Genomic DNA, 23,220 nt, shown 5'->3' on the forward strand with positions numbered 1-23,220 from the left:
AAGTTTTCCTTTTTTTCAGATAACCTGCCATGAGAAAGAAATCTAGTATGACGCCTATGGAAAGGCGAGCCAGTCTGAGTTTGGCCAGTATTTACGGCCTTCGGATGTTGGGCATGTTCATTATTCTGCCGGTTTTTGCGCTGTATGCCGTTCAGTTACCGGGGGGGGCGAATAAAACCCTGGTGGGGTTGGCTCTGGGTATCTATGGATTGACGCAGGCTGTGCTTCAGATCCCGTTGGGCTGGTTATCTGACCGGATCGGACGTAAGCCGGTGATTATGGGAGGATTATTGGTGTTTGCGTTGGGTAGTTTCGTGGCGGCCAGTGCCCATACCCTAGAGGGCATAACCGTGGGACGGGCCATTCAGGGGGCGGGTGCCATTGCGGCAGCCTTGATCGCTTTGACGGCAGATTTGACGAGCCCGGAAAACCGTACGACGGCCATGGCCATGATCGGGGTGACCATCGGACTTGCCTTCACGGCCTCCATGGCGCTTTCGCCCATGCTCTATCCATTGATAGGAGTTCCGGGGTTGTTTGTTTTGACTGGGGTGCTGGCCCTTACAGCCATTGCGGTGACTCGATGGATCGTACCCAATCCGCCGAACCTGGTGGCGATGGATCGGGTCTCCTTTGGAGCCGTATTGTCGAATATGGAATTGTTGCGTTTGAATCTGGGTATTTTTGTCCTCCATGCTTCCCTGATGGCGACCTTTATAGTGGTGCCTGCGGCTTTGGTGAAGGGGGGGTTGGCTCAGGCGGATCATTGGAAATTCTACATGCCGGTCATGATTGCCTCCTTCATCCTGATGGTTCCCCCCGTGGCCTTTGCCCATGGTAAGTGGCGCAAGCAGGTGTTTCTGGGGGGGGTCGTGGTGGTTCTGCTGTCCCATTTTCTGATGCATTTTGCGCTGGGACAAGTGTGGGGTACGGCGATTGCTCTGACCGTCTTTTTTACCGGATTTAATGTGCTGGAGGCCAGTTTGCCCTCGCTGGTAACGCTGGTGGCTCCTCCCAATGCAAAGGGCACGGCCACTGGGGTCTACAGTACGATTCAATTTCTTGGCACTTTTAGCGGTGCAACCTTGGCCGGTATGCTGACTCAGCATTTTGGCTCGGAAGTGGTTCCCTTCTTTACGGCAGGCCTCACCTTTCTCTGGCTGGTGGTGGCTTGGCCCATGAACGTTAACAAGCCAGTGGTACCCTGAACGGAGGAGTTTTTGATGGCATCGGTCAATAAAGTGATTTTGGTAGGAAATTTGGGGCGCGATCCAGAGGTTCGTTACATGCCCGATGGCAGCGCCATTGCCAACATCAGTGTGGCTACGACGGATACCTGGAAAGATAAAGCCGGTACCAAGCAGGAAAAGACCGAGTGGCATCGCGTGTCTTTCTTCGGAAAAACGGCTGAAATTGTGGCTCAATACCTGAAGAAAGGCAGTCAGGTTTATCTGGAAGGGCGTATTCAGACGCGTAAATGGCAGGACAAGGAAACCGGGCAGGACCGCTTTTCCACGGAAATCGTGGGCGACCGCATGCAAATGTTGGGCGGACGCGCGGGTGCCGGGGGTGATGTGGACTTCCCATCGCAGGATTCCGGCGGTGAGGGAGGCTTTGGAGGGCAGGGCTCTGCTGCAGGAAAGCCCGGAGGGAAAGGAGGTACGAATGTCGGCGGGTTTGATAACTTCCCGGATGACGTTCCTTTCTAGGGACTGTGGCACCCATGGCTCAAGGTTGGAGGGATCATTAAAGCACGGGCAGCCTTCAGCGCATCTTCGAAGGCAGGGCGGCGATAATCCCAGACCGGATCTTCGGGCGGGGAGTGCAGCACCATGGTGGCGTTGGCCTCAAACAGCAGAACCTTTCCCTCGGGGTCGAGGGTGAAGTCCATACCCGCATAGTCCAGTCCCAGACGGGCTTGAAGGGTTTCCAGGGCGCCGACTGCTGTGCTGCCCAGGAAAGTTCGGTAATCTGCCAGAAAGGCCTGCTCTTCTTCCCTGAAGTCCGGGCGGGTACTCATTTCTGCGCTGAAGTAGTGCACTTTCCAGTGCGAAGAGAGGGCCAGATGGATGGGGTACAGGTTTCCACCCAGGGTCATGACTCTGAATTTTCGGTAAAGCCCATCCTGTCCCCGGCTGGGCAGGCATTCCAGTGCCAACAGAGTGGTACCGGGCAAGCGTTCCAGCAGGGCAGGCAGGTCGTCGGCGCATTGGACCCGTTCGAAATACTGGCCGCCATGAAAACCTGGCGCTCTCAGCAGGAGGGGGAAGGCATAACTGCGAGCCGCCAGCCAGTGTTCCAGAAGACCCGCGGTTTCCTGAGGGGAAGCATGAGCCGGGCGTTGGAAACATTCCGTGCGGGCACTGCTCAGATGAGGGATTCCTGCGCATAACTGACCCAGTGCGGTCCGTGCAGTGGCGCGAACCCGTTGCGGATCGTTGCGTGCCGGGATCTGCGGCGCACGCAGTTGCCAACGTGGGAGGACACGGGTCAAAGCCTCCGGACAGCGATCGGCATCGCCCACGGCATTGAAGAGGAGATCGTGGGGAGGGAGAGACTCATTTTCCGGAAAAAATTCCAGGGCCAGGATTCGGGTATGGTGGCGCTGGCGGTCCAACAACGGTTGCCAGGGAATATTGCCATCGGCGGCAGAGGCCAGGATCAGCACCGTGGGCAACGCATTTCCCCGCCCCGGCAGAAAAATTTCCGGTTTTTGAGCATAGCCCAACTGACGATGTGTGGCCGCTTTGTTTTCCTGTCCCAAGCGACTGGCGCTGGTGGCCAGGCCTCTATGGGATTCAAGGGATTGTGGGTTTTCCGATAAAACCTGTTCGAACAATTGGGCGGCTTTTTCATTTTCCTGTTGGTTCAGGGCCACTTGAGCCAGATTGAGCAAAGCACCGGAATGCAGGGGATCGATGGCCAGTGCGGCAGTGAAGGCCGTCTTTGCCGCTTCGAGATGGTCGGTTTCCACCAGGCCCGTGCCCAGATTGACCCAGGCTCCGAGGTGATGGGAGTCGAGGGCTAGAACGGCCAGATACTGAACGCGGGCCAGGAGAAGTGATTCCCGAGTTCCCGGTCGGGCCAGAAAATTAGCCCAGTTGAAGCGCAAGTCCGGGCTGTTGGGTGCCAGTTGAATCGCCGCTTCGTGGTGCTGGCGTGCTTCGTTTTCCTGCCCTAAGCGTTCCTCGGCCAATGCCAGGTTGGCCAGTACCAGAGGATGAGGGTGCTGCGTCTCCAGGGTACGGAGAGCCTGATGGGCAAGAGGCCACAGGCCCGACTGGAGGAAGTCGAGCGCAGTGCGAAACTGAACCTCTTCCTCTTCCGTCAGGGGGCGCATTTAGCGCACTTTGATATGCAGTTCCCGCAATTGCTGCTCAGATACCCCGCTGGGTGCCTGAGTCAGCAGACATTGGGCACGTTGGGTCTTGGGGAAGGCGATGACATCACGGATCTGTTCTGCGCCCGTCATCATGGCCACCAAACGATCAAAGCCAAAGGCGATTCCGCCATGGGGCGGGGCACCGTACTGGAGAGCATCGAGGAGGAAGCCAAATTTGGCCTGGGCTTCTTCAGGGCCAATATTGAGGGCGCTGAAGACTTTGGACTGGATATCGGCGCGGTGAATCCGTACCGACCCTCCGCCGATTTCCCATCCGTTGAGTACCATGTCATAGGCCTGAGCCAAGGCCTGAGAAGGGTCATTGTCGAGAAAGGCTTCGTGACCCTCCCGGGGGGCTGTGAAGGGGTGATGCAAGGCAACCCAGCGTTGACTGTCATCGTCAAATTCAAACATGGGAAAGTCTACGACCCACAGAGGCTTCCAGCCGCCCGTGGAGAACCCGCGTTCATGTCCCAATTTGACGCGCAGGGCACCCAGCGCATCGTTCACCACCTTGGCGCGGTCGGCCCCAAAGAAGATCAGGTCATCATTTTTCGCGCCCGTGCGTTCCAGGATCAGGCGCAGGGTGGCTTCATTCAGAAACTTGACGATTGGAGATTGCAGGCCCTGATCGTTGGGTTGGGTGCAGTCATTGACTTTGATGTAGGCCAGCCCCTTTGCCCCATAAATCTTGACAAAGGTGGTGTAGTCATCGATTTCCTTGCGCGTCAGGGAACCGCCTCCGGGAATGCGCAAGGCAGCGACCCGTCCATCCCCAAGATCGGCAGCAGCGCGGAATACCTTGAAATCCACCTGTTTCATGGCATCGGTCAACTCGGTGAATTCGAGAGGGATGCGCAGGTCAGGCTTGTCCGAGCCATAACGGTGCATGGCTTCGGCCCAGGTCAGGCGAGGAAAGGGGGTGCCCAGATCCGCTTGGATGTTGGTTTGAAAAAGGTGACGAGCCAATCCTTCCATCATCTCCATGATTTCAGGTGCGGAAAGGAAGGAAGTTTCGATATCGATCTGGGTGAATTCCGGTTGACGATCAGCCCGCAGATCTTCATCACGAAAACATTTGGTAATCTGATAATAACGGTCGAAACCGGATACCATCAGCAGTTGTTTGAACAGTTGGGGTGATTGGGGCAAGGCATAGAATTCGCCATGATGAACGCGACTCGGTACCAGATAATCGCGCGCGCCTTCCGGGGTGGACTTGGTCAGCATGGGGGTTTCGATGTCGATGAATCCCAGATCGTCCAGATAACGGCGCACAGCCATGGCGACCCGATAGCGCAACTGGAAATTCTGTTGCATCACCGGGCGGCGCAGGTCAAGGTAGCGGTATTCGAGGCGCACCTGTTCGGACAGGTGGTCATCATCCAGCATGAAGGGGGGGGTGAGCGAGGGATTCAGGACCTCCAGTTGGTGGGCCACGACCTCGATTTCTCCACTCTTCAAATGCTCATTGCGTGTGCCTTCCGGACGCAGTCGGACCTGCCCGGATACCTTCAGGACAAATTCGTTACGGATGCCTTCTGCGCTGGCGAAGGTGGCAGCATCCTCCGGGTTGGCAACGATCTGAACCAGCCCCGCGCGGTCCCGCAGATCGATGAAGATGACCCCTCCATGATCGCGGCGGCGGTGGGCCCAGCCAAACAGGGTGACGGTATGATCCAGATAACGGCGGTCAATCAGACCGCAATAGTCAGTACGCATGAACAGAGGGTCTCAAGTGATGGAACAGGACAAACGACAGCATTATATCTTCTTCGGAGGGTGCTTTTGACGGGGTTCCACGACTCCCATGGAAATGATATGTTTGAGCGCATCGTCCACTGAAATATCCAACTCGATGACTTCCCGACAAGGGACCATGAGAAAAAAGCCGGAAGTTGGATTGGGTGTGGTGGGTACATACACGTTCAGGTGCGGTTCGCCCAGATGAGTTGCCACCAGTCCCTGCGGAATTCCGGTTTGAAAGGCCAGGGTCCAACAGTCGGCATGGGGGTAGCGGATGAGCAAGACTTGGCGAAAAGCTTGTCCGGAACTGGAAAAAAGGGTGTCGCTGACCTGTTTGACGCTGCTGTAGATACTATTGACGACGGGGATTTTATCGAGCAGACGTTCAACCAGTGTCAACAGGCGCTGTCCAAGGAAATTAGCCGCCACGGCACCCGTCAGGAGCACGATACACAGGGTGAGAAGCACGCCCAACCCAGGAATGTTCATGCCAAACAAGGCCTCGGGACGCAAGTTCGGAGGCAGCAGGAAGAGGGTCTGATCAAGGGTAGTAACGATGACTCGCAAAACCCACAGGGTAATGACCACCGGGATCAGGACCACGATCCCGGTAATGAAATAGCGCTTCATCCGCAAGCCGGGCAGGGGCCGTTGGCACAGGGCGGCGGGGCGGTTTCGGTGCTGGGCGCCGAACTTTCTGCAGCACTGCTTCCCTTGAAATCCGTGGCATACCAGCCACTCCCCTTCAACTGAAAACCAGCCGCCGTCAACTTTTTGGACAGGGTGGCCTGACCACAGGCAGGGCATTGGGAGGGGGCAGGATCGGAAATTTTTTGCAGAACTTCGATTTCCTTGCCACAATTCGTGCAACGATAATCGTAAAGGGGCATGATGGTATCTCCTTGAAATTCGGGGAATGAACGAAGGGGGTGAAGGTCGTTAGAGAACCGAGCCTCAACCCGCCGTTTCTTCCGTAGGATTCAGAAACAATTATTGGCGATAATAGCATAGGAAGACGGTCACCTGAGTTCGTTACTTCAGTGTTGGGGTGAATGCAAGGAAAATCAAGAGAAACGGGAACCTAACCCGAGTCAGGGGTTCTACGGAGGATGAGTTCTGTGGCACAGGATTCCTGAAAATAACAGACGAGGAGACAGGCAGAATGCGCAAATCGATGGTGAAATGGGGTGGTGCGTGGCTGGGATTGTGGGCGTTGCAAGGAGCCCTGGCCTCCAGTCTTCCACTTGGCGTGACGGAAGTAACCCGCGTGGAAGGGGTGACGGAATACCGTCTGGCCAATGGGTTGCAAGTCTTGCTGGCACCCGACGACAGCAAGCCGACTGCGACGGTCAACGTGACCTATCGGGTGGGTTCGCGCATGGAAAGTTATGGTGAAACCGGCATGGCGCATCTGCTGGAGCACCTCATGTTCAAGGGTACCCCCAAGCACCCCGATATCATGAGTGGTCTGACCAGTCACGGAATGCGTCCCAACGGAACTACCTGGTTTGATCGGACCAACTACTTCGAATCCTTTCCTGCCTCGGAAAACAATCTGGACTGGGCGCTCAAAATGGAAGCAGACCGCATGGTGCATTCCAACGTGGCACGCAAGGATCTCGACAGCGAAATGACAGTGGTCCGGAACGAGATGGAGCGAGGTGAGAATGACCCGGGCGATGTCTTGATGGACAAGATCATGGCAGCGGCTTATCAGTGGCATAACTACGGGAAGTCCACCATCGGTGCGCGAAGCGACGTGGAAAACGTCAATATTGCTCATCTTCAGGCTTTTTATCACAAATATTACCAGCCGGATAATGCCACTCTGGTTGTGGCCGGGCGCTTTGATACAACCCGTACCCTCAAGGAGATCGAGCAAACTTTTGGACAGATTACGCGCCCCAAGCGCGTGCTGGAGCCGACCTATACGCTCGATCCTGCGCAGGATGGCGAGCGGCAGGTGATCCTGCGGCGGGTGGGCGATGTGCAATATGTGGAAGCGGTCTATCACGCAGTGGCGGCGGCCAGTCCCGACAGTCCGGCTTTCGAGGTGTTGGCCCAGGTGCTGGGGGATACGCCCACGGGACGACTGCACAAATCCTTGGTGGAAACCGGGTTGGCGACGAGTATCGGCGCGGACTATTTCAATCTGGCAGAACCCGGAGTCCTGTTCCTGCAGGCTGAAGTGCGTAAGGATCAGAAGTTGGATGACGTGCGCGATGCTTTCTTGGCGACCGTGGAGAAAATCAAGGAACAACCCATCACGGCTCAGGAGGTGGAACGGGCCGAAGCCAACCTGCGCAACAGTATCGATACCACCTTCAATGACCCTGAAAGGTTCGGCATTGCCTTGTCCACGGCCATTGCCAATGGGGACTGGCGACTCTTCTTCCTGACCCGTGACCGCCTGGCCAAGGTGACTCCGGCGGATGTGCAACGGGTGGCCATAGCCTATCTCATTCCCAGCAATCGTACGCTCGGGTTGTTCATTCCGACTGCCAATCCCCTGCGTGCCCCTGCGCCTCAACGAGTGGATGCCGAAGCCCAGTTGCAAGGTTACCATGGCAGTCCTGATTACCAGGCGGGAGAGGCTTTTGACGTGTCTCCGGCCAATATTCAGAAACGAACCCAATGGGTGACGATGCCCGATGGATTGAAGGTGGCCTTGCTGTCCAAAAAAACCCGCGGCAACACGGTCCATGCCCGGCTGAGTTTGCATTTTGGGACGGCAGATTCGTTACTGGGCAAGGAGCAGGTGGGGGATTTTGTGGCGGGTTTGATGGATCGGGGGGCGGATGGCATGAGTCGTTCCGAAATCCAGGATAAATTCACGGCGCTCAAGGCGCAGGTGGCTTTTTCCGGATCAGCCACGGGCCTGACGGTGATGATCCAGACGGTCAAGGAGAACCTGCCCGCCACCCTAGATCTGGTGACACGCATTTTGCGCAACCCCACCTTTCCCGAGAGTGAATTCAAGCAATGGCGCGAGGCCAGTCTGGCGGATGTGGAAGAAAGCCGAAGCGATCCTCAGGCCATGGCTTCCAATTTGCTGCACCGTTATTTCAATCGTCATCCACGGGGGGATCTGCGCTATACCTCCACGTTTGACGAAACCGCAGAAGACATCAAGGCAGTCACGCAGAATCAGATCGTTCAGTTTTATCGGCGCTTCTATGGGGCATCCCATGGGGAACTGGCCGTGGTGGGGGATTTCAGCCCAGTGCCCGTGCGTGCTGCGCTCGAGCAGGGGTTGGGTCAGTGGGCAACTGCAGAACCCTATGCCGTCGTGTTGGATGATTATCAGGCGTTTCCCGGGAAAACCCTGCAGCAGGACGTGACGGACAAGGCCAATGCCGTTTTTCTGGCATGGCAACCCTTGCCGATCAAGGATGATGACCCCCAAGCGCAGGCCCTGACTCTGGGTAACTATGTGCTGGGCGAAGGATTCCTGAATTCCCGTCTGGCGACCCGTATCCGCCAGAAGGAAGGATTGAGTTATGGAGTGGGCTCTTTCCTGCGCCTCAACGATCAGGTACCCAATAGTGCCTTCGGCGCTTACGCCATTTATGCACCGCAAAACCGGGTGCGTCTGGTCAAGGCGTTTGACGAAGTGATTGCCCAGGTGCTGGGGCAGGGACTGACCCCGGCAGAAATAGAGGCAGGCAAAGCGGCCCTGATGCAGTCACGGAAATTGGCGCGAGCGCAGGATGGTTCTCTGGCTGCCCAACTTGATAAACTGATGTTTGACCAGCGCGATGCAACTTTTCTGGCGCAACAGGATGATCAGGTCATGGCGGCCGATTCCTCCAGTGTCAATGAAGCGCTCAAGAAGTATCTGGACCCCGCTCGCTTTGTGACGGTCTATGTTGGAGATTTTTCGGCAAAAAAACCGTGACCCATAAAATCCCTGAATCCGTGCTGGTGGTGGTCTATACGCCAGCCGGGTATGTTCTGTTGATCGAACGGGCGGATGCCCCAGGGTATTGGCAGTCGGTAACGGGCAGTCGCAATACTCTGGAAGAGTCGTTGTGGGAGACGGCGCGGCGTGAAGTGGCAGAGGAAACAGGGCTTTGTGCAACCCCAGATACCTTGAAAGACTGGAAGGAAGCACGGGTTTACGAAATCTACCCCCGTTGGCGGCACCGCTATGCTCCAGGAGTGATTCAGAATACCGAACACCGTTTCGGTCTGGTGGTGCCGGAACCGCTATCTGTGACACTGTGTCCCCGTGAACATGTCCGGCAGGTTTGGTTACCCTGGCAGGAAGCGGCCTTGCAATGTTTCTCCTGGACCAATCAGGAAGCATTGCGGGATCTTCCTCAGCACATGCCTGCGCCTGTGAGCGTCGAATAAAGGGCCGGTTCCACCGAAGGTTTGGTAAAGGCATTGACAGAGTGCTTTTGGCGCAATATAATCGGCAGTTCTTTTCATGAAATAGTGAACGCTGTTATGAAAACCTTTTCCGCTAAAGCGCATGAAGTCCAGCGCGACTGGTTTGTGGTAGATGCCACAGACCTGATCCTTGGACGGTTGGCCAGCCAGATTGCCCTGCGTCTGCGTGGCAAGCACAAAGCCATTTATACTCCCCATGTAGACACGGGTGATTTTATCGTCGTGGTCAATGTGGAGAAGATTCGCGTGACCGGCAACAAGGGCGAAGATAAAAAGTATTATCGCCATACGGGCTACCCCGGCGGGATCTACGAAACCAATTTCAACAAGTTGCAGGCGCGTCATCCTGCACGGGTTCTGGAAAAGGCGGTCAAGGGCATGCTTCCCAAGGGTCCCTTGGGCTATGCCATGATCAAGAAAATGAAAGTTTACGCTGGCGCAGAGCATCCCCATGCCGCCCAGCAACCAAAAACCCTGAGCATTTGAGGTCCTGATCATGATTGGTGATTATTACTACGGAACCGGACGACGCAAGAGCGCAGTGGCCCGGGTATTCATGAAATCCGGCTCCGGTCGCTTTGAAATCAACGGCAAAACGCTGGATGAATATTTTTCCCGCGAAACGGGCCGCATGGTGGTCCGTCAGCCTCTGACCCTGACCAACTATCTGAATGGGTTTGATATTCGCATCAACGTGATAGGCGGCGGTGAGTCTGGCCAGGCGGGTGCTGCTCGTCATGGGATTACCCGTGCCCTGATCGATTTCAACCCCGATCTCAAAACCGTCCTCAAGCAAGCAGGTCTGGTGACTCGTGATGCCCGTGAAGTGGAACGAAAGAAGGTCGGTTTGCACAAGGCACGGCGCCGCAAACAATTCAGCAAACGCTAAGGTCTCAGGACCCCACAAAAAAACCGGTGCCCCTCGTCGCACCGGTTTTTTTTCGTGGGGCGTAAGGGGGCTATAATCATCCGGACAAGCCAGGAGAAAATAATGATCAAAGTGGGCATCGTTGGCGGCACGGGGTATACCGGGGTCGAGTTGCTGCGTCTGGTAGCACAGCATCCGGAAATGAAGTTGAGCGTTATTACGTCGCGCAAGGAAGCGGGACAGAAGGTGGCGGATCTGTTTCCCAGCCTGCGTGGTCATGTGGATATGGCTTTTTCTGATCCGGCGCGGGTGACGACCCTGATCGACTGCGAATTGGTGTTCTTTGCCACTCCCAATGGGGTGGCTATGGAACAGGTGCGCGAACTGCTGGAAGCAGGTGTGCGGGTCATCGATTTGGCAGCGGATTTTCGCCTTAAAGATGTGGCAGAGTGGGAGTCCTGGTATGCCCAGACCCATGCTTGTCCGGATCTGCTGGAGGGAGCCGTGTATGGATTGCCGGAAGTCAATCGGGATTCCATTCGCAGTGCCAATCTGGTAGCCAATCCGGGGTGCTACCCGACGGCGGTGCAGCTGGGATTTTTGCCTCTGGTGGAAACTGGGGTAGTGGACCTGAATTACCTGGTTGCCGATGTCAAATCAGGGGCGTCCGGGGCTGGGCGCAAAGCTGAAGTCCCGCTCTTGCTGGCTGAGGTCGGAGATAATTTCAAGGCCTATGGGGTACCGGGGCACCGTCATCTACCTGAAATTCGTCAGGGATTGAGGCTGGGGGCAGGACGTGAGGTGGGGTTGACCTTCGTTCCTCATTTGCTTCCGATGATCCGTGGCATTCACGCTACCCTCTATGCCCGCTTGACCCGGCGGGATGTGGATCTGCAAGCGCTGTTTGAAGCGCGCTATGCCAATGAACCCTTCGTCGATATCCTGCCGCCGGGCAGTCACCCGGAAACCCGTTCGGTGCGGGCCTCCAACCATTGCCGTATCGCAGTGCACCGTCCTCAGGAGGGAGAAATGGTGGTGGTTCTGGTGGTTATCGACAATCTGGTCAAGGGGGCTGCAGGGCAGGCGGTACAGAATGCCAACTTGATGTTTGATTGGCCGGAAACTCTGGGATTGACCCAAGTTCCGATCTTGCCCTGAGGTTTTCGGCAGGGAATTTAAAAACTGCTACAATGGACCCATTCTAACTTGCACCTTTCAGGAGAATGCCATGAATGCCCTCACAGAAATGCCTGCCCCCCTGCTTTTTACCGATAGTGCTGCCAACAAGGTCAAGGCGCTGATCGAAGAGGAAGGCAATCAGGACTTGAAATTGCGTGTGTTTGTCACCGGTGGGGGGTGTTCGGGTTTTCAGTATGGTTTTGCCTTTGAAGATACGGTCAACGAAGACGATACCCAGATGGTCAAGAATGGCGTAACCCTGCTTATCGACCCGGCGAGTTATCAATATTTGGTGGGTGCCGAGATCGACTATAAAGAAGATCTGGAAGGGGCTCAGTTTATCATTCGCAATCCCAATGCCAAAACCACCTGTGGCTGCGGATCTTCTTTTTCCTCATGAAAAATTTTTTTCTCCTGGTCTCTGCCTGGGCAGTGTGGAGTGTGACTGCCTTCGCCTGGAGTTTTGAACCACTGCCCGACGTCCCACCTATTCCTGCGGACAACCCCATGAGCGCCGCCAAGGTTGCCTTGGGGCAGCAGTTGTACTTTGACAAACGACTTTCGGTAGACGGCACCATATCGTGTAATTCCTGTCACACGGTGATGGGGAGCGGAACGGATAATCGGCCGGTCTCTGTAGGCGTTGGTGGAAAAAAAGGGGGGCGCAATGCGCCCACAGTATGGAATTCTGCGTTCCTGAGCGTACAGTTCTGGGATGGGCGGGCCGCCACTCTGGAAGATCAGGCCAAAGGGCCGATTGTGAATCCGGTGGAGATGGGGATGCCTTCTCCGGCGGAGGCGGAGGCGCGCATTCGCGCCATTCCAGGTTATGTCAGCCAGTTTGAGGCGGTTTTTGGCACACAGGATCCGGTGACCTACGAGAACATTGCTAAAGCCATTGCGGCCTATGAGCGGACCTTATTGACTCCCCGCAGTCCCTTCGACCGCTATCTGAAGGGGGACAAGACGGCCCTCTCCGAGCAGGCCTTGCGCGGTATGAAAACCGTCGAGAAGATCGGTTGCACGGCCTGCCATACAGGCCCAGATTTTGCCGGCCCCCCCATGCCCATGGGCCAAGGTTTTTTCCAGAAATTCCCCATCTTTGTGGACCATAACCCCTATGTAGCCAAATATCGACTGATGGAGGATGATGGCCGTTTCAATGTTACCCATGAAGCATCGGACAAGCATCTATGGCGTGTCCAGACATGGCGCAATGTGGCTTTGACCGCACCCTATTTCCATACCGGCTCTGTCCCGACCCTGGACGAAGCGGTGCGCGTCATGGCCCGTTCTCAGTTGGGAAAGACATTGACGGAGTCGGAAGTCCAGGATATCGTGGCATTTCTCAACAGTTTGACGGGAGAGTTCCCTGTGCAGAGCATGCCGCGTCTGCCCCAGACGCCCAATCGAACGTTGACGGAAAAGTGAACTTTACCCAATAGGAAGCACTCTCAGTGTTTCCCCTATCCTCTCCCTCCGCACAGGAGGGTTTTTTTTGCCCCAACAGAACGGTACGATTCTCCGGGGGAAGTGCGGGTTGTGATGAGGTGAGGCGCGGGCGGGCGCCGGTCGGTTGTATAATCCTGAAAATCTGTAGTGAAATGTGGTAAATCAGGGGACACAGGACAATGAATGCCATGAAAGCACGAGTGAAGTGGGTCGAAGGAATGAGTTTTCTGGGAGAAAGTGGCAGTGGTCACACTTTCCTTATGGATGGTGCTCCGGAAGCCGGTGGACGCAACCTGGGCGTGCGCCCCATGGAAGCCGTTCTACTGGGGGCCGGGGGATGTACTGCCTTTGATGTGGTCATGATGCTGAAACGGGCGCGCGCCGACATCGTGGACTGTGTGGTGGAACTGGAGGCACAGCGCGCAGAAGAAGATCCCAAGGTATTTACCCAGATTCACTTCCACTTTGTGGTGACGGGGCGCAGTCTCAAGGCCGAACAGGTCCAGCGCTTCATCGACCTTTCCGCAGAAAAATATTGCTCAGCCAGCATCATGCTTGGCAAAACAGCCAGAATGACCCATGACTTTGAATTACGCGAGGTCTCCGGTGAAACCCCGTGAGGCGCTGGAATCTCTTTTTGCGGGCAATGATCTGACCCATGATCAGATGACGGAAGTCATGGGCGACATCATGAAGGGGGTCACGACCCCTATTCAGACAGCGGCCCTGGTTACCGCCTTGCGTTACAAGGGTGAGACGGTGACGGAATTGGTGGCTGCAGTTCAAGTGATGCGCTCTTTATCGGTGAAAGTGGATACCACGGGACTGGCGCATGTCGTGGATACCTGCGGAACGGGCGGAGATGGCATGCATACCTTCAATATCTCCACCACTGCAGCCTTTGTGGCGGCGGCTGCGGGGGCGCGGGTGGCCAAACACGGGGGACGGGCTGTTTCTTCCAGCGTGGGGAGTGCGGACGTACTGGAATCTCTCGGAATCGGTATGATGAGCACAACCCCGGAACGAGCCCAGCAATCCTTGCACCAGTGGGGACTCGGATTCATGTTTGCACCCCACCATCATACGGCCATGAAACATTCAGTTTCTGTGCGACGGGAGTTGGGAGTGCGTACCCTGTTTAATCTGCTGGGGCCCATGACCAATCCGGCGGGTGCCCCCAACCAGTTACTGGGGGTTTTTGCTGCCCACTTCACCCAACGGTTGGCGGCGGTCCTGCGGCAATTGGGCGCGCGCCATGCCATGGTGGTGCATGGGAGCGATGGGTTGGACGAAATCACCCTGTCCGGACCGACCCATGTGGCGGAGCTCTATGAAGGAGAAATTCGTGAATACCTGTTTCATCCGCATCAGGTGGGCATAGAACCCGCCCCCTTGAATGGACTGCTGGTCAAAAGTGCTGAGGAATCCCGGCAACTTTTGCTTTCCGTATTGGGGGATGAAGCCGGACCTGCGCGGGATATTGTCCTGCTGAATGCAGGGGCCGCCCTCTATGTGGCGGGAGTAACGACTTCCCACCGCGAAGGTGTGGAACTGGCGCGGGCCACGTTGGCCTCTGGAGCCGCCCGCCAACGACTCGAAGATCTGGTGTCCTGGAGTCGGATATGAGCGATATTCTGTCTGCTATCATGGCCACCAAGGTTCAGGAAGTGGCCGCAGCGCAAGTACGTGTTCCTCTGTCCCAACTCAAGGAGCAGGTTTTCGACGCGCCTACACTGCGTGATTTTACCGCAGCACTCATGGACAAAGTACGGGTTGGGCAATCAGCCGTGATTGCCGAAATCAAAAAGGCTAGTCCCAGCAAGGGAGTCCTGCGCGCGGATTTCGATCCCTCAGCCATTGCCCGTACCTACGCCGAGCATGGGGCTGCCTGTCTGTCTGTGTTGACGGATCGGCAATATTTTCAAGGGAGTGTGGAATACCTGCAGGCCGCCCGCGCGGCCTGTTCCTTGCCTGTCCTGCGCAAGGACTTTCTTTATGCCCCCTATCAGGTCTACGAGGCCCGTTGCATGGGGGCCGATGCCATTCTGTTGATCGTGGCTGCACTGGATTTGGCCCGTCTGCATCAACTGGAAAGTCTGGGACATGCCCTGGGTATGGCTGTATTGGTGGAAGTGCATGATGAACGGGAACTGGCTCTGGCATTACAACTGGACTCGCCGCTGATCGGAGTCAACAATCGCAACCTGCGGACTTTTGAAACTCGTCTGGAGACATCCCTGGAATTGCGCGCTCAACTCCCTAAAGACCGCTTGATGATCAGTGAAAGTGGCATTGCCACTCCAGTGGACGTGGCGACATTGCGGGATGCAGGCATTCTGGCTTTTCTGGTGGGAGAAACCTTCATGCGTGCGGCAGACCCCGGTGCGATGCTCACTCGACTGATGGGAAGTTAGGGAATTGAAATAGCCGATTTACAACTCGTTACAATGTGTTTTACCAACACTCGCTACGATGGCGCACCAAATCAGGATCAACGAGGGTTGGTGGGCAGGTTGGAAATAGTTGTGTAAGGAGGTACGATGAAGAAATCGCTCTGGATAAGTGTCCTTTTCCTGTCACTGGCGGGCTGTGGTCCCATGATGATGGGTGGCGGTTACGGAGGTGACTATCCCGGCTACGGAGGTTTCGGGGGGATGGACATGGGCTTTGGTGGCATGGATGGTGGGGGGATGGAGGGTTTTGGTGATGGTGGCTTCGGTGGAGATGACGATGATTGAGAAGGGAGACACAGTAATGAAAAAGACCTTGCGGATGACGATGTTACTTATGGCTTTCAGCGTGACGGGTGCATATGCCCAGGATTATCCTGCCGCGCCGCCGCCGCCCAATGAGCCTGCGCCCACACCTGGGTCGCACGGGGATGCTGTGGAGAATGCGCAGCGGCATCTCGATGAGTTCAAGCAGGAACTGAATTTGACCCAAGACCAGCAAGCCCCTTGGGATCGTTATGCAAAAGATACCTTGAGTGCTGTTCGAGAAATTCGCGATCAGACCACGGCAGCAGGCAAACAGACGGATGTGCAACCTGCTCCGGTGCGTTTTGACCAGCACATTGCCCTGATGCGTCAGCGCCTCAAGGACTTTGAGAAAATGGATCAAGCCCTGAAGGATTTCTACAACACGCTCACGCCAGCCCAGAAGGCGATTGCTGACCAGCATTTTTCACACTTGCGGCATTGATCCGTTGATCATTTCCTTTCCCCACAGCCCTTAAAAAACTTGTTCTGAAGCACGTTCAAGATGGTTATGTTTTAGAGATCGGGATTCAACTCTATGATGTCAGGTATTGTAAAGTTAGCACTGAATCGGCCATATACGTTTATCGTCATGGCGATTTTGATCATGCTGGGGGGGGTCTTTAGCGTTATCCGGACACCGACGGATATTTTCCCCAATATCGGGATACCGGTGGTCAGCGCGGTATGGACATACAACGGCATGATCCCTTCCGACATGTCAGGACGGGTGATTTATCCCTTCGAGCGTTACCTGACCAGTACGGTTACCAACATCGAGCATATTGAGTCCCAGTCACTGCCCGGATACGGGGTGGTGAAGATCTTTTTTCAGCCCAATGTCGATGTCAACACCGCCATGGCTCAAATCACGGCTGTTTCACAAACCGTATTGCGCCAGTTGCCCTTCGGAATCACGCCCCCCCTGATTCTCAATTATAACGCGGCAACGGTGCCCATCATCCAGTTGGCGCTGTCCGGGAAAAAGTTTGGTGAATCGACCCTGTTCGATATCGGTCAGAACTTTATGCGTCCCCAACTGGCGACGGTGGAGGGGGCTGGGGTTCCTTCACCCTATGGGGGCAAGGTGCGGGAAATCATGGTGGATCTGAACCCCATCGCCATGCAGTCCAAGGGTGTATCTGCGGCGGATATCGGAAAAGCCCTGGCGGAACAGAATCTCATCATTCCGGCAGGGACGGAAAAAATCGGCAGGTTCGAATATAACGTTTATCTCAATGACAGTCCTGTGGATTTCAAGGAACTGAATGAGATGCCGGTCAAGGTGGAACAGTCCAAGTCCAATATCCACGAGGCTCAGAACCCCGCGATCTTGTTGCGGGATGTGGCCTATATCCGGGATGGCTATCCGCCCCAGATCAACATCGTGAAAGTGAATGGTCAGAAGTCCGTATTGTTGACCATTCTCAAAAATGGGGATACTTCGACATTGACCATTGTGGATGATGTCAAAAAAATGGTCCCCAAACTGCTCGCAGGTCTTCCCGATGGACTGAAAGTACAGCAACTGGCGGATCAGTCGGTGTTTGTCAAGGAAGCCATTTCCGGTGTGGTTCGGGAAGGGGTGACGGCGGCACTCCTCACCAGTTTGATGATCCTGCTGTTTCTGGGCAGTTGGCGTTCGACATTGATCGTAAGCCTGTCGATCCCTTTATGTATTCTCTCTTCCATCGCGGTCCTGTCCATGTTGGGAGAAACCCTGAATGTCATGACCCTGGGCGGACTTTCTCTGGCGGTGGGGATTCTCGTGGATGATGCCACGGTGATGATCGAGAATATCAATCATCACTTGGAAATGGGCAAGAAGGTGCGGGTGGCCATTACCGAGGCAGCGGGGCAGATCGTTCAGCCAGCCTTCGTGTCCACTTTCAGTATCTGTATTGTGTTTATCCCCATGTTTTTCCTGACTGGGGTTTCCAAGTACCTGTTTGTCCCCATGGCCGAGGCGGTGGTTTTTGCCATGATCGCGTCCTTTATCCTGTCCCAGACCTTTGTGCCCACTATGGCCAACTTCCTTTTGAAGGCGCATGATCATCATCATGCCCATCACGAACCTGAGGGAAAAAAGGGTCCTGTGGTGGCGGTGCTCCTTGCCCTCAACCGGTTTCAGCATGGTTTCGAGAAACGTTTTACGGCTCTGAGGTGGGGATATACCAGTTTTCTGGAACGCGCCGTGAGCAGTCGCAAACGCTTCATCCCCATCTATATGTCGGTGGTCCTGATTTCTTTTGTTCTGCTCCCGTTTCTTGGCAGAGACTTTTTCCCTGCGGTGGATGGCGGACAGATCAAAATGCACATCCGTGCCCAGGTGGGGACGCGGGTCGAAAGTACCGCCTCGTTAACCGACAAGATCGATGCCTATATCCGGAGCGTCATTCCCTCCAAGGAACTGGAAGGAATCGTGGATAACATCGGACTGCCTGTGTTTCCCATCAATTTGTCTTACATCAATACAGGAACCATCGGCCCCCAGGATGCGGACATCATGATCTCCTTGAAGGAAGATCATCATCCCACGGAAAACTACGTCAGAAAACTGAGACGTGAGTTGCCCAAACGCTTTCCTGGCGTGGAGTTTGCCTTCTTGCCTGCGGATATGGTGGGACAGATTCTGAATTTTGGATCACCCGCTCCCATTGATATCCAGGTGGGCGGCCCCAACTGGGATGACAATTACAAATACATCCAGATGATGCGCACAAAACTGGAACTGATCGATGGGATTGCCGATGTACGGGTTCAGCAGTCCACCAACTATCCCCAGTTCAATGTGAACGTCCATCGAATCCTGGCCAAAACCCTGGGGTTTTCGGAACAGGATGTGACAAACAGTTTGGTCAGCACGTTATCGGGGAGTTTTCAGGTGGCGCCCACCTTCTGGCTCAACCCACAAAACCGGGTATCCTATCCGATCGTGGTGCAAACCCCCCAATATAGGGTGGATACCTTGTCGGATCTGGAGAACACCCTAGTGAGCAGTGCCAGCACGCACAAAGTCCAGGTGTTGGGTGCCCTCGCCAGTATTACGCGGGACCGGGGCGATGCGGTGGTTACCCACTACACCATCATGCCCAGTTTCGACTTGCTGGCGACAACCCAGGACCGCGATCTGGGGGGCGTCTCCTCGGATGTGCATAAACTCATCGAAACCACCAAGGGGTCTATTCCCAAGGGGGCTACGGTGCGGTTGCTGGGTCAAGTCCCCATCATGGAATCCTCCTTTACGGGACTGCTCTTGGGCTTGGTGTTTTCCATTGTGCTGATTTACCTGTTGATCGTTGTGAATTTCCAGTCCTGGCTAGACCCCTTCGTGATTATTACGGGGTTGCCGGCTGCGTTGGCGGGGATTGTCTGGATGTTGTTCATCACCCATACGCGAATCTCTGTGCCAGCCCTGACCGGTGCCATCATGTGTATGGGGACGGCTACGGCCAACAGTATTCTGGTGATCAGTTTTGCGCGGGAACGTCTGGCCATCAATAAAAATTCCACCTTGGCCGCCATCGAAGCCGGATACTCCCGCTTCAGACCGGTCTGCATGACGGCATTGGCCATGATCATCGGGATGGCGCCGATGGCGCTGGGGCTTGGAGAAGGCGGAGAACAGAATGCTCCCCTGGGGCGTGCAGTCATCGGGGGGTTGATGTTTGCGACCGTGACGACGTTACTATTTGTTCCGGTTGTGTTTAGTCTGGTCCATGCCAAGGATAAGTTTGACATGGAAGAAAGCGATGAGGGTAACGGTCTTGAAGGCCGATCAGAAGAAATGAATGGAGCCAGCCATGCAGGATGAAGATCTGTTTGATATCGATGAACTGAAAAGTCTTCCCAAAAAAAGCATCAAACCGATGGCATGGGTTGCGGGGGTACTGGCCGTTTGCTTGGCCGTATGGGGAATTTTTTCGCGCGACCGCGATGCTCGTGAATTGCATGTATGGACGGAAGCCCAGGCCATTCCCTCGGTCAAGGTATTACATCCGTACCGCAGCGATAAAACAGCCAGTCTGATTTTGCCAGGGAATATTCAGGCTTACTATCAGGCGCCGATTTTTGCGCGCGTCAATGGCTATCTCAAGTTCTGGTACCACGATATCGGCGATCGGGTGAAAGCGGGAGATGTCCTGGCCGAGATCGACACGCCGGATTTGGACCAAGAGTACGAACGAGCCAAGTCCAAAGTTCTCAAGGCTAAAGCAGATCAGGCTTTGGCTCAAATCACTGCGGATCGCTGGCAGAAATTGGTAGTGACCGATGCGGTCTCGAAACAGGAGCGGGATCAGAAAGTGGCCGGTCTGGAAGTACAAACGGCGGAGGTGAAAGGCGCCGAAGCCGATCTGGGGAACGTACAGGCCTTTGAAAATTTCAAAAAATTGCGGGCGCCCTTTGATGGGGTGGTGACCGCCCGGAAGACGGATATTGGTGCGCTGATCGATGCGGGTAAGGGAGAGGAATTGTTTACGGTCTCCCAGATCAATCCCCTGCGTCTTTACGTTCCCGTCCCTCAGTTCTATGCCCCCATGGTCAAGGTGGGGATAGAGGCCACGCTGGAGGTCCCCGAGTATCCGAACAGCGTATTCAGCGGTACCGTCATACAGATTTCAAAAAACATCAGTCAGAAAACTGGAACCATGCTTGCAGAGTTGATCCTGGATAATTCAGAACAGCGTTTATCCCCAGGAGACTATGCGAAGGTCAAGTTCAGCCTGTCTGGAAAAGAAGGTAACAGTCTGCGTGTTCCCTCCAGTGCCCTCATTTTGAGAACCGACGGGATACGGGTGGCCGTGGTGAGCAAGGATGGCCAAATTCAACTGAAGAAAATCAATGTGGGGCGTGATTTCGGACGGGATGTGGAAGTGCTGACGGGAGTTACCACCTCGGATGATGTGGTAGATAGCCCGCCGGATTATATCTTCGAAGGAGAAAAAGTCACCGTGATGCCTGCCAAGGCACCCGCCCCAGGAAAATAACATGAAACCACTGGGCACATTTCTCTATTCGGCGCTAACCATTGCCCTGTTGGGCGGATGTTCCTTCATTCCCGATTACCATCGCCCTGATAACTGGAAGAGTGGCGTATTCAAGGAAGACGGGCCATGGCGATTGGTGCACCCGGCGGATGCACAATCGCGGGGAGATTGGTGGACGTATTTCAATGACGACACGTTGAACCAGATGGAGAAGGAACTCAACAGCGATAACTTTGTGATTCAGGAAGCGCTGGAACGGTATGACCAAGCCACGGCATTCCTGACGCAGCAGGATGCTCAATTGTATCCCCAGATTAATTTTATGGGAGATGTCACCACCAACCGCCAATCTGCCCATCGCTTGTACCGTAACGGGAATCAGGCCAATGTCAATGGCGATACGATTGGAGGCATTGGGTTTGTCTACGAGATTGACTTTTGGGGAGCCATCAGAAGTGCCATCGCTTCAGCCGAAGCGTCGGCACAAGCCAGCAAGGCGGATATCGAGTCGGCGCGTCTCAGTCTGGAAGCATTGCTGGCCAGTGATTATGTGAAGTTGAGAGGACTGGATTCAGAGATCGGTTTGCTGGAAGTGACGGTGAAGGATTACGAGCATGAACTCGAATTGATGCAACAGCGTCATGACGTGGGGATTACCTCCGGTCTCGATGTGGCGCGTTCCAAGGCACTTTTGGAAGAAACCCGGGCTCAGGTAGCCAAAACAATCGGCGCACGGGCGCTCTACGAGCATTCCATTGCGGTATTGCTGGGGCGGGAACCGTCCACCTTTACTATGAAGGCAGACACCAACTGGATATACCACGCCCAATATGCGGCCATTCCCAAGGTTATCCCCTCGGAAGTCTTGCAACGGCGCCCGGATATTGCGGCGGCAGAGCGGAATATCGTGGCGGCCAATGATCAGGTTGGTGTGGCCAGAACCGCTTTCTTTCCCACCATCTCTTTGATGGCGCTGGCCGGATTTGAAAATAACGGGTATGGCGCACTGGCCTCTGCGCCCAATTCGTTCTGGTCCTTGGGCCCTCTGGCGTTTTATAACATCTTTGATGCCGGGTTGCGTCAGGCCGTGGTGGATCAGGCAACCTCCAAGACACGTCAACAGACTGACAAATATCGTCAGACTGTTTTGGTCGCGTTCAGGGAAGTCGAGGACAGCCTGTCCCAGATCAATAATCTGGGGATCGATGACGAGCACCAGAAGTTGGCCGTGGAATCGGCACGCAGAACCTTCGATTTGGCGAATCGTCGGTACATCGAAGGCGCATCCAACTATCTGGACGTAATCGATGCGGAAGCCATACGACTGCACACCGAACGGGAAGAGATTTACGTACGTACGGCGCTCAACCAGTCCGTGGTGGACTTGGTGCGCAGCATCGGGGGTTCCTGGTAAATTGGAAGCATGAAGTTTATGAAGACGTAAAAAAAGCGGTGGGGATTTCCCCGCCGCTTTTTGTTTGTGATGTGTTGTGTTGAAGATTACATGGGGTAGAAACGAATACTGGTAAGAATCATGTTGTCGAAGGTATAGGGGGTGAATGAACCACCATATTGGCTGGCGCGCACCGAGAAGGCACTGACTCCGGTATGAGAATACTGGACCCCAACTTTGGCGGCACCATAGTAACCTTTGTAGGCCGCCCACCAGAACCCGAGGGTTTCCTGGGTGACGCTGTGCAAATCGTAGGGGGTGAACCCGCTCAGAGCGGCCTGGGATGTGAACTGACCCGGATTGGCCAGGACGTTGCTTCCATATCCGTAGGTCTGCCCGCCCGATCCGTAGGTATAACCGTTGATCCAATCCCGTCCGATATCGGCATAGATATCGAAGGTGGGCTTGACGTGCAAGGTCAGTCCGGTCAGAAAGGATCCTCCGCGCATGGGGGTTAGAGTATTTTCCAATTCAGGTATGAGCCTGAAGCAGTGACGGACTTGGTGATTTGATAGTGCGGGTTGGTCGGGTTTAAAAGTTAAGTTTAATGGAATTATGCTAATCGGTTTTGAGTTTATTTTCTAATGATTTTAGCCTCAAGAATTGGTGCTTTTTCGGTGTCGTTTTCCGATCAGTTACGCCCGGCGTTTTTGTTTTTGAAAGCTTGCAAATAATTCACTCTTGGCGCGTTGCATTTCCTGTGCCGCCGCCAAGTCTGTTTTGGACTTCGCCTGCGCCTGCAATGCGTCCAGAGTGATGCCCTCTTTGAGCGTGACTAAATCCTTCACACTTAACAGCACCAAGCATTCCAGCGGGGTCTTCACATCCTCGTCTTTATAGCGTTTGATGATCTTGCCGCTTGGGGGCTGATGATCTCGGTCGCAAACATGCACGGGCGGTGAAAATTGAGCCATGGATTAAACGTTTCCTGATAGAACGCATTGATGGGTTGAGCGTACTTTTGGGGGATATGTTCGAAGCCCATGTGCTTGCGCACCACA

General features: G+C 54.9%; 23 protein-coding genes. 17 read left to right on the forward strand and 6 right to left on the reverse strand.

What is annotated here, in order from left to right; genetic code table 11:
- The first annotated feature begins 47 nt into the window (after positions 1–47).
- Entirely contained in the window at positions 48–1,208 is a 1,161-nt protein-coding gene (locus tag HO274_RS09190) for an MFS transporter (RefSeq protein ID WP_160171513.1), read from the forward strand.
- A gap of 15 nt (positions 1,209–1,223) precedes the next feature.
- Positions 1,224–1,709 (forward strand): single-stranded DNA-binding protein, encoded by a 486-nt coding sequence (gene ssb, locus HO274_RS09195; protein WP_273118981.1) that lies wholly within the window; start codon positions 1,224–1,226, stop codon positions 1,707–1,709.
- Here ssb and HO274_RS09200 read toward each other — a convergent pair.
- Genes HO274_RS09200 through HO274_RS09215 form a run of 4 tightly spaced genes read right to left on the reverse strand, consistent with a single transcriptional unit; the run spans position 1,706 to position 6,018 of the window.
- Positions 1,706–3,340, reverse strand: a complete 1,635-nt coding sequence (locus HO274_RS09200) for a tetratricopeptide repeat protein (RefSeq protein WP_273118984.1) — start codon at positions 3,338–3,340, stop codon at positions 1,706–1,708. The two genes, ssb and HO274_RS09200, sit on opposite strands and share 4 nt — an antisense overlap.
- A complete protein-coding gene (gene aspS / locus HO274_RS09205) occupies positions 3,341–5,104 on the reverse strand; it encodes an aspartate--tRNA ligase (RefSeq protein WP_273118987.1) in 1,764 nt (587 codons plus the stop codon). It lies immediately after the preceding gene.
- 42 nt (positions 5,105–5,146) lie between these two features.
- Positions 5,147–5,758, reverse strand: a complete 612-nt coding sequence (locus HO274_RS09210) for a DUF502 domain-containing protein (RefSeq protein WP_273118990.1) — start codon at positions 5,756–5,758, stop codon at positions 5,147–5,149.
- Complete coding sequence (locus HO274_RS09215; RefSeq protein ID WP_031595596.1) at positions 5,755–6,018, reverse strand: FmdB family zinc ribbon protein; 264 nt, start codon at positions 6,016–6,018, stop codon at positions 5,755–5,757. Before HO274_RS09215 ends, HO274_RS09210 begins: the two co-directional genes overlap by 4 nt.
- A gap of 272 nt (positions 6,019–6,290) precedes the next feature.
- Between HO274_RS09215 and HO274_RS09220 the strand changes: the two genes are divergently transcribed.
- The 15 genes from HO274_RS09220 to HO274_RS09290 all read left to right on the forward strand — a co-directional run bounded on the left by HO274_RS09220 (position 6,291) and on the right by HO274_RS09290 (position 22,180).
- Positions 6,291–9,026 (forward strand): M16 family metallopeptidase, encoded by a 2,736-nt coding sequence (locus HO274_RS09220; RefSeq protein WP_273118993.1) that lies wholly within the window; start codon positions 6,291–6,293, stop codon positions 9,024–9,026.
- Positions 9,023–9,484, forward strand: coding sequence for a dihydroneopterin triphosphate diphosphatase (gene nudB / locus HO274_RS09225; protein ID WP_031595593.1), 462 nt, complete (start codon positions 9,023–9,025; stop codon positions 9,482–9,484). Before HO274_RS09220 ends, nudB begins: the two co-directional genes overlap by 4 nt.
- Positions 9,485–9,580: 96 nt before the next feature.
- Positions 9,581–10,009: a 50S ribosomal protein L13 gene (rplM, locus tag HO274_RS09230; RefSeq protein ID WP_031595591.1), complete on the forward strand. Its 429-nt coding sequence runs from the start codon at positions 9,581–9,583 to the stop codon at positions 10,007–10,009.
- A 10-nt stretch (positions 10,010–10,019) separates the two neighbouring features.
- A complete protein-coding gene (gene rpsI / locus HO274_RS09235; RefSeq protein WP_062187388.1) occupies positions 10,020–10,412 on the forward strand; it encodes a 30S ribosomal protein S9 in 393 nt (130 codons plus the stop codon).
- A gap of 102 nt (positions 10,413–10,514) precedes the next feature.
- Positions 10,515–11,549 (forward strand): N-acetyl-gamma-glutamyl-phosphate reductase, encoded by a 1,035-nt coding sequence (argC, locus tag HO274_RS09240; RefSeq protein ID WP_062187390.1) that lies wholly within the window; start codon positions 10,515–10,517, stop codon positions 11,547–11,549.
- Positions 11,550–11,619: 70 nt separating this feature from the next.
- Positions 11,620–11,970 carry an iron-sulfur cluster insertion protein ErpA gene (gene erpA / locus HO274_RS09245; protein ID WP_031595585.1) on the forward strand — a complete coding sequence of 117 codons (351 nt, stop codon included), beginning with the start codon at positions 11,620–11,622 and terminating at the stop codon, positions 11,968–11,970.
- Positions 11,967–13,001: a cytochrome-c peroxidase gene (locus HO274_RS09250; protein WP_273119001.1), complete on the forward strand. Its 1,035-nt coding sequence runs from the start codon at positions 11,967–11,969 to the stop codon at positions 12,999–13,001. Before erpA ends, HO274_RS09250 begins: the two co-directional genes overlap by 4 nt.
- Before the next feature lie 209 nt (positions 13,002–13,210).
- Complete coding sequence (locus tag HO274_RS09255) at positions 13,211–13,642, forward strand: OsmC family protein (RefSeq protein ID WP_031595583.1); 432 nt, start codon at positions 13,211–13,213, stop codon at positions 13,640–13,642.
- Positions 13,602–14,648: an anthranilate phosphoribosyltransferase gene (gene trpD, locus HO274_RS09260; RefSeq protein ID WP_273119004.1), complete on the forward strand. Its 1,047-nt coding sequence runs from the start codon at positions 13,602–13,604 to the stop codon at positions 14,646–14,648. The genes HO274_RS09255 and trpD overlap by 41 nt, the downstream gene beginning before the upstream one ends.
- Positions 14,645–15,436, forward strand: coding sequence for an indole-3-glycerol phosphate synthase TrpC (gene trpC, locus HO274_RS09265; protein WP_273119007.1), 792 nt, complete (start codon positions 14,645–14,647; stop codon positions 15,434–15,436). The genes trpD and trpC overlap by 4 nt, the downstream gene beginning before the upstream one ends.
- Positions 15,437–15,562: 126 nt before the next feature.
- Entirely contained in the window at positions 15,563–15,760 is a 198-nt protein-coding gene (locus tag HO274_RS09270; protein WP_031595577.1) for a hypothetical protein, read from the forward strand.
- A 16-nt stretch (positions 15,761–15,776) separates the two neighbouring features.
- Positions 15,777–16,223 (forward strand): Spy/CpxP family protein refolding chaperone, encoded by a 447-nt coding sequence (locus HO274_RS09275; protein WP_273119010.1) that lies wholly within the window; start codon positions 15,777–15,779, stop codon positions 16,221–16,223.
- Positions 16,224–16,319: 96 nt separating this feature from the next.
- Positions 16,320–19,592, forward strand: coding sequence for an efflux RND transporter permease subunit (locus HO274_RS09280; RefSeq protein WP_031595574.1), 3,273 nt, complete (start codon positions 16,320–16,322; stop codon positions 19,590–19,592).
- Positions 19,582–20,766, forward strand: a complete 1,185-nt coding sequence (locus HO274_RS09285) for an efflux RND transporter periplasmic adaptor subunit (protein WP_062187404.1) — start codon at positions 19,582–19,584, stop codon at positions 20,764–20,766. The genes HO274_RS09280 and HO274_RS09285 overlap by 11 nt, the downstream gene beginning before the upstream one ends.
- Position 20,767: 1 nt before the next feature.
- Positions 20,768–22,180, forward strand: coding sequence for an efflux transporter outer membrane subunit (locus HO274_RS09290; protein WP_031595572.1), 1,413 nt, complete (start codon positions 20,768–20,770; stop codon positions 22,178–22,180).
- 86 nt (positions 22,181–22,266) lie between these two features.
- Here the strand turns inward: HO274_RS09290 and HO274_RS09295 are convergent, their stop codons facing one another.
- Together HO274_RS09295 and HO274_RS09300 are read right to left on the reverse strand one after the other, a co-directional pair.
- Entirely contained in the window at positions 22,267–22,668 is a 402-nt protein-coding gene (locus HO274_RS09295) for a hypothetical protein (RefSeq protein ID WP_273119015.1), read from the reverse strand.
- Between the two features lie 186 nt (positions 22,669–22,854).
- Positions 22,855–23,133: a hypothetical protein gene (locus HO274_RS09300; protein WP_273119017.1), complete on the reverse strand. Its 279-nt coding sequence runs from the start codon at positions 23,131–23,133 to the stop codon at positions 22,855–22,857.
- Positions 23,134–23,220 lie beyond the last annotated feature (87 nt).

This window comes from Ferrovum myxofaciens (assembly GCF_013181415.1).
Classification (GTDB): Bacteria; Pseudomonadota; Gammaproteobacteria; order Burkholderiales; family Ferrovaceae; genus Ferrovum; species Ferrovum myxofaciens.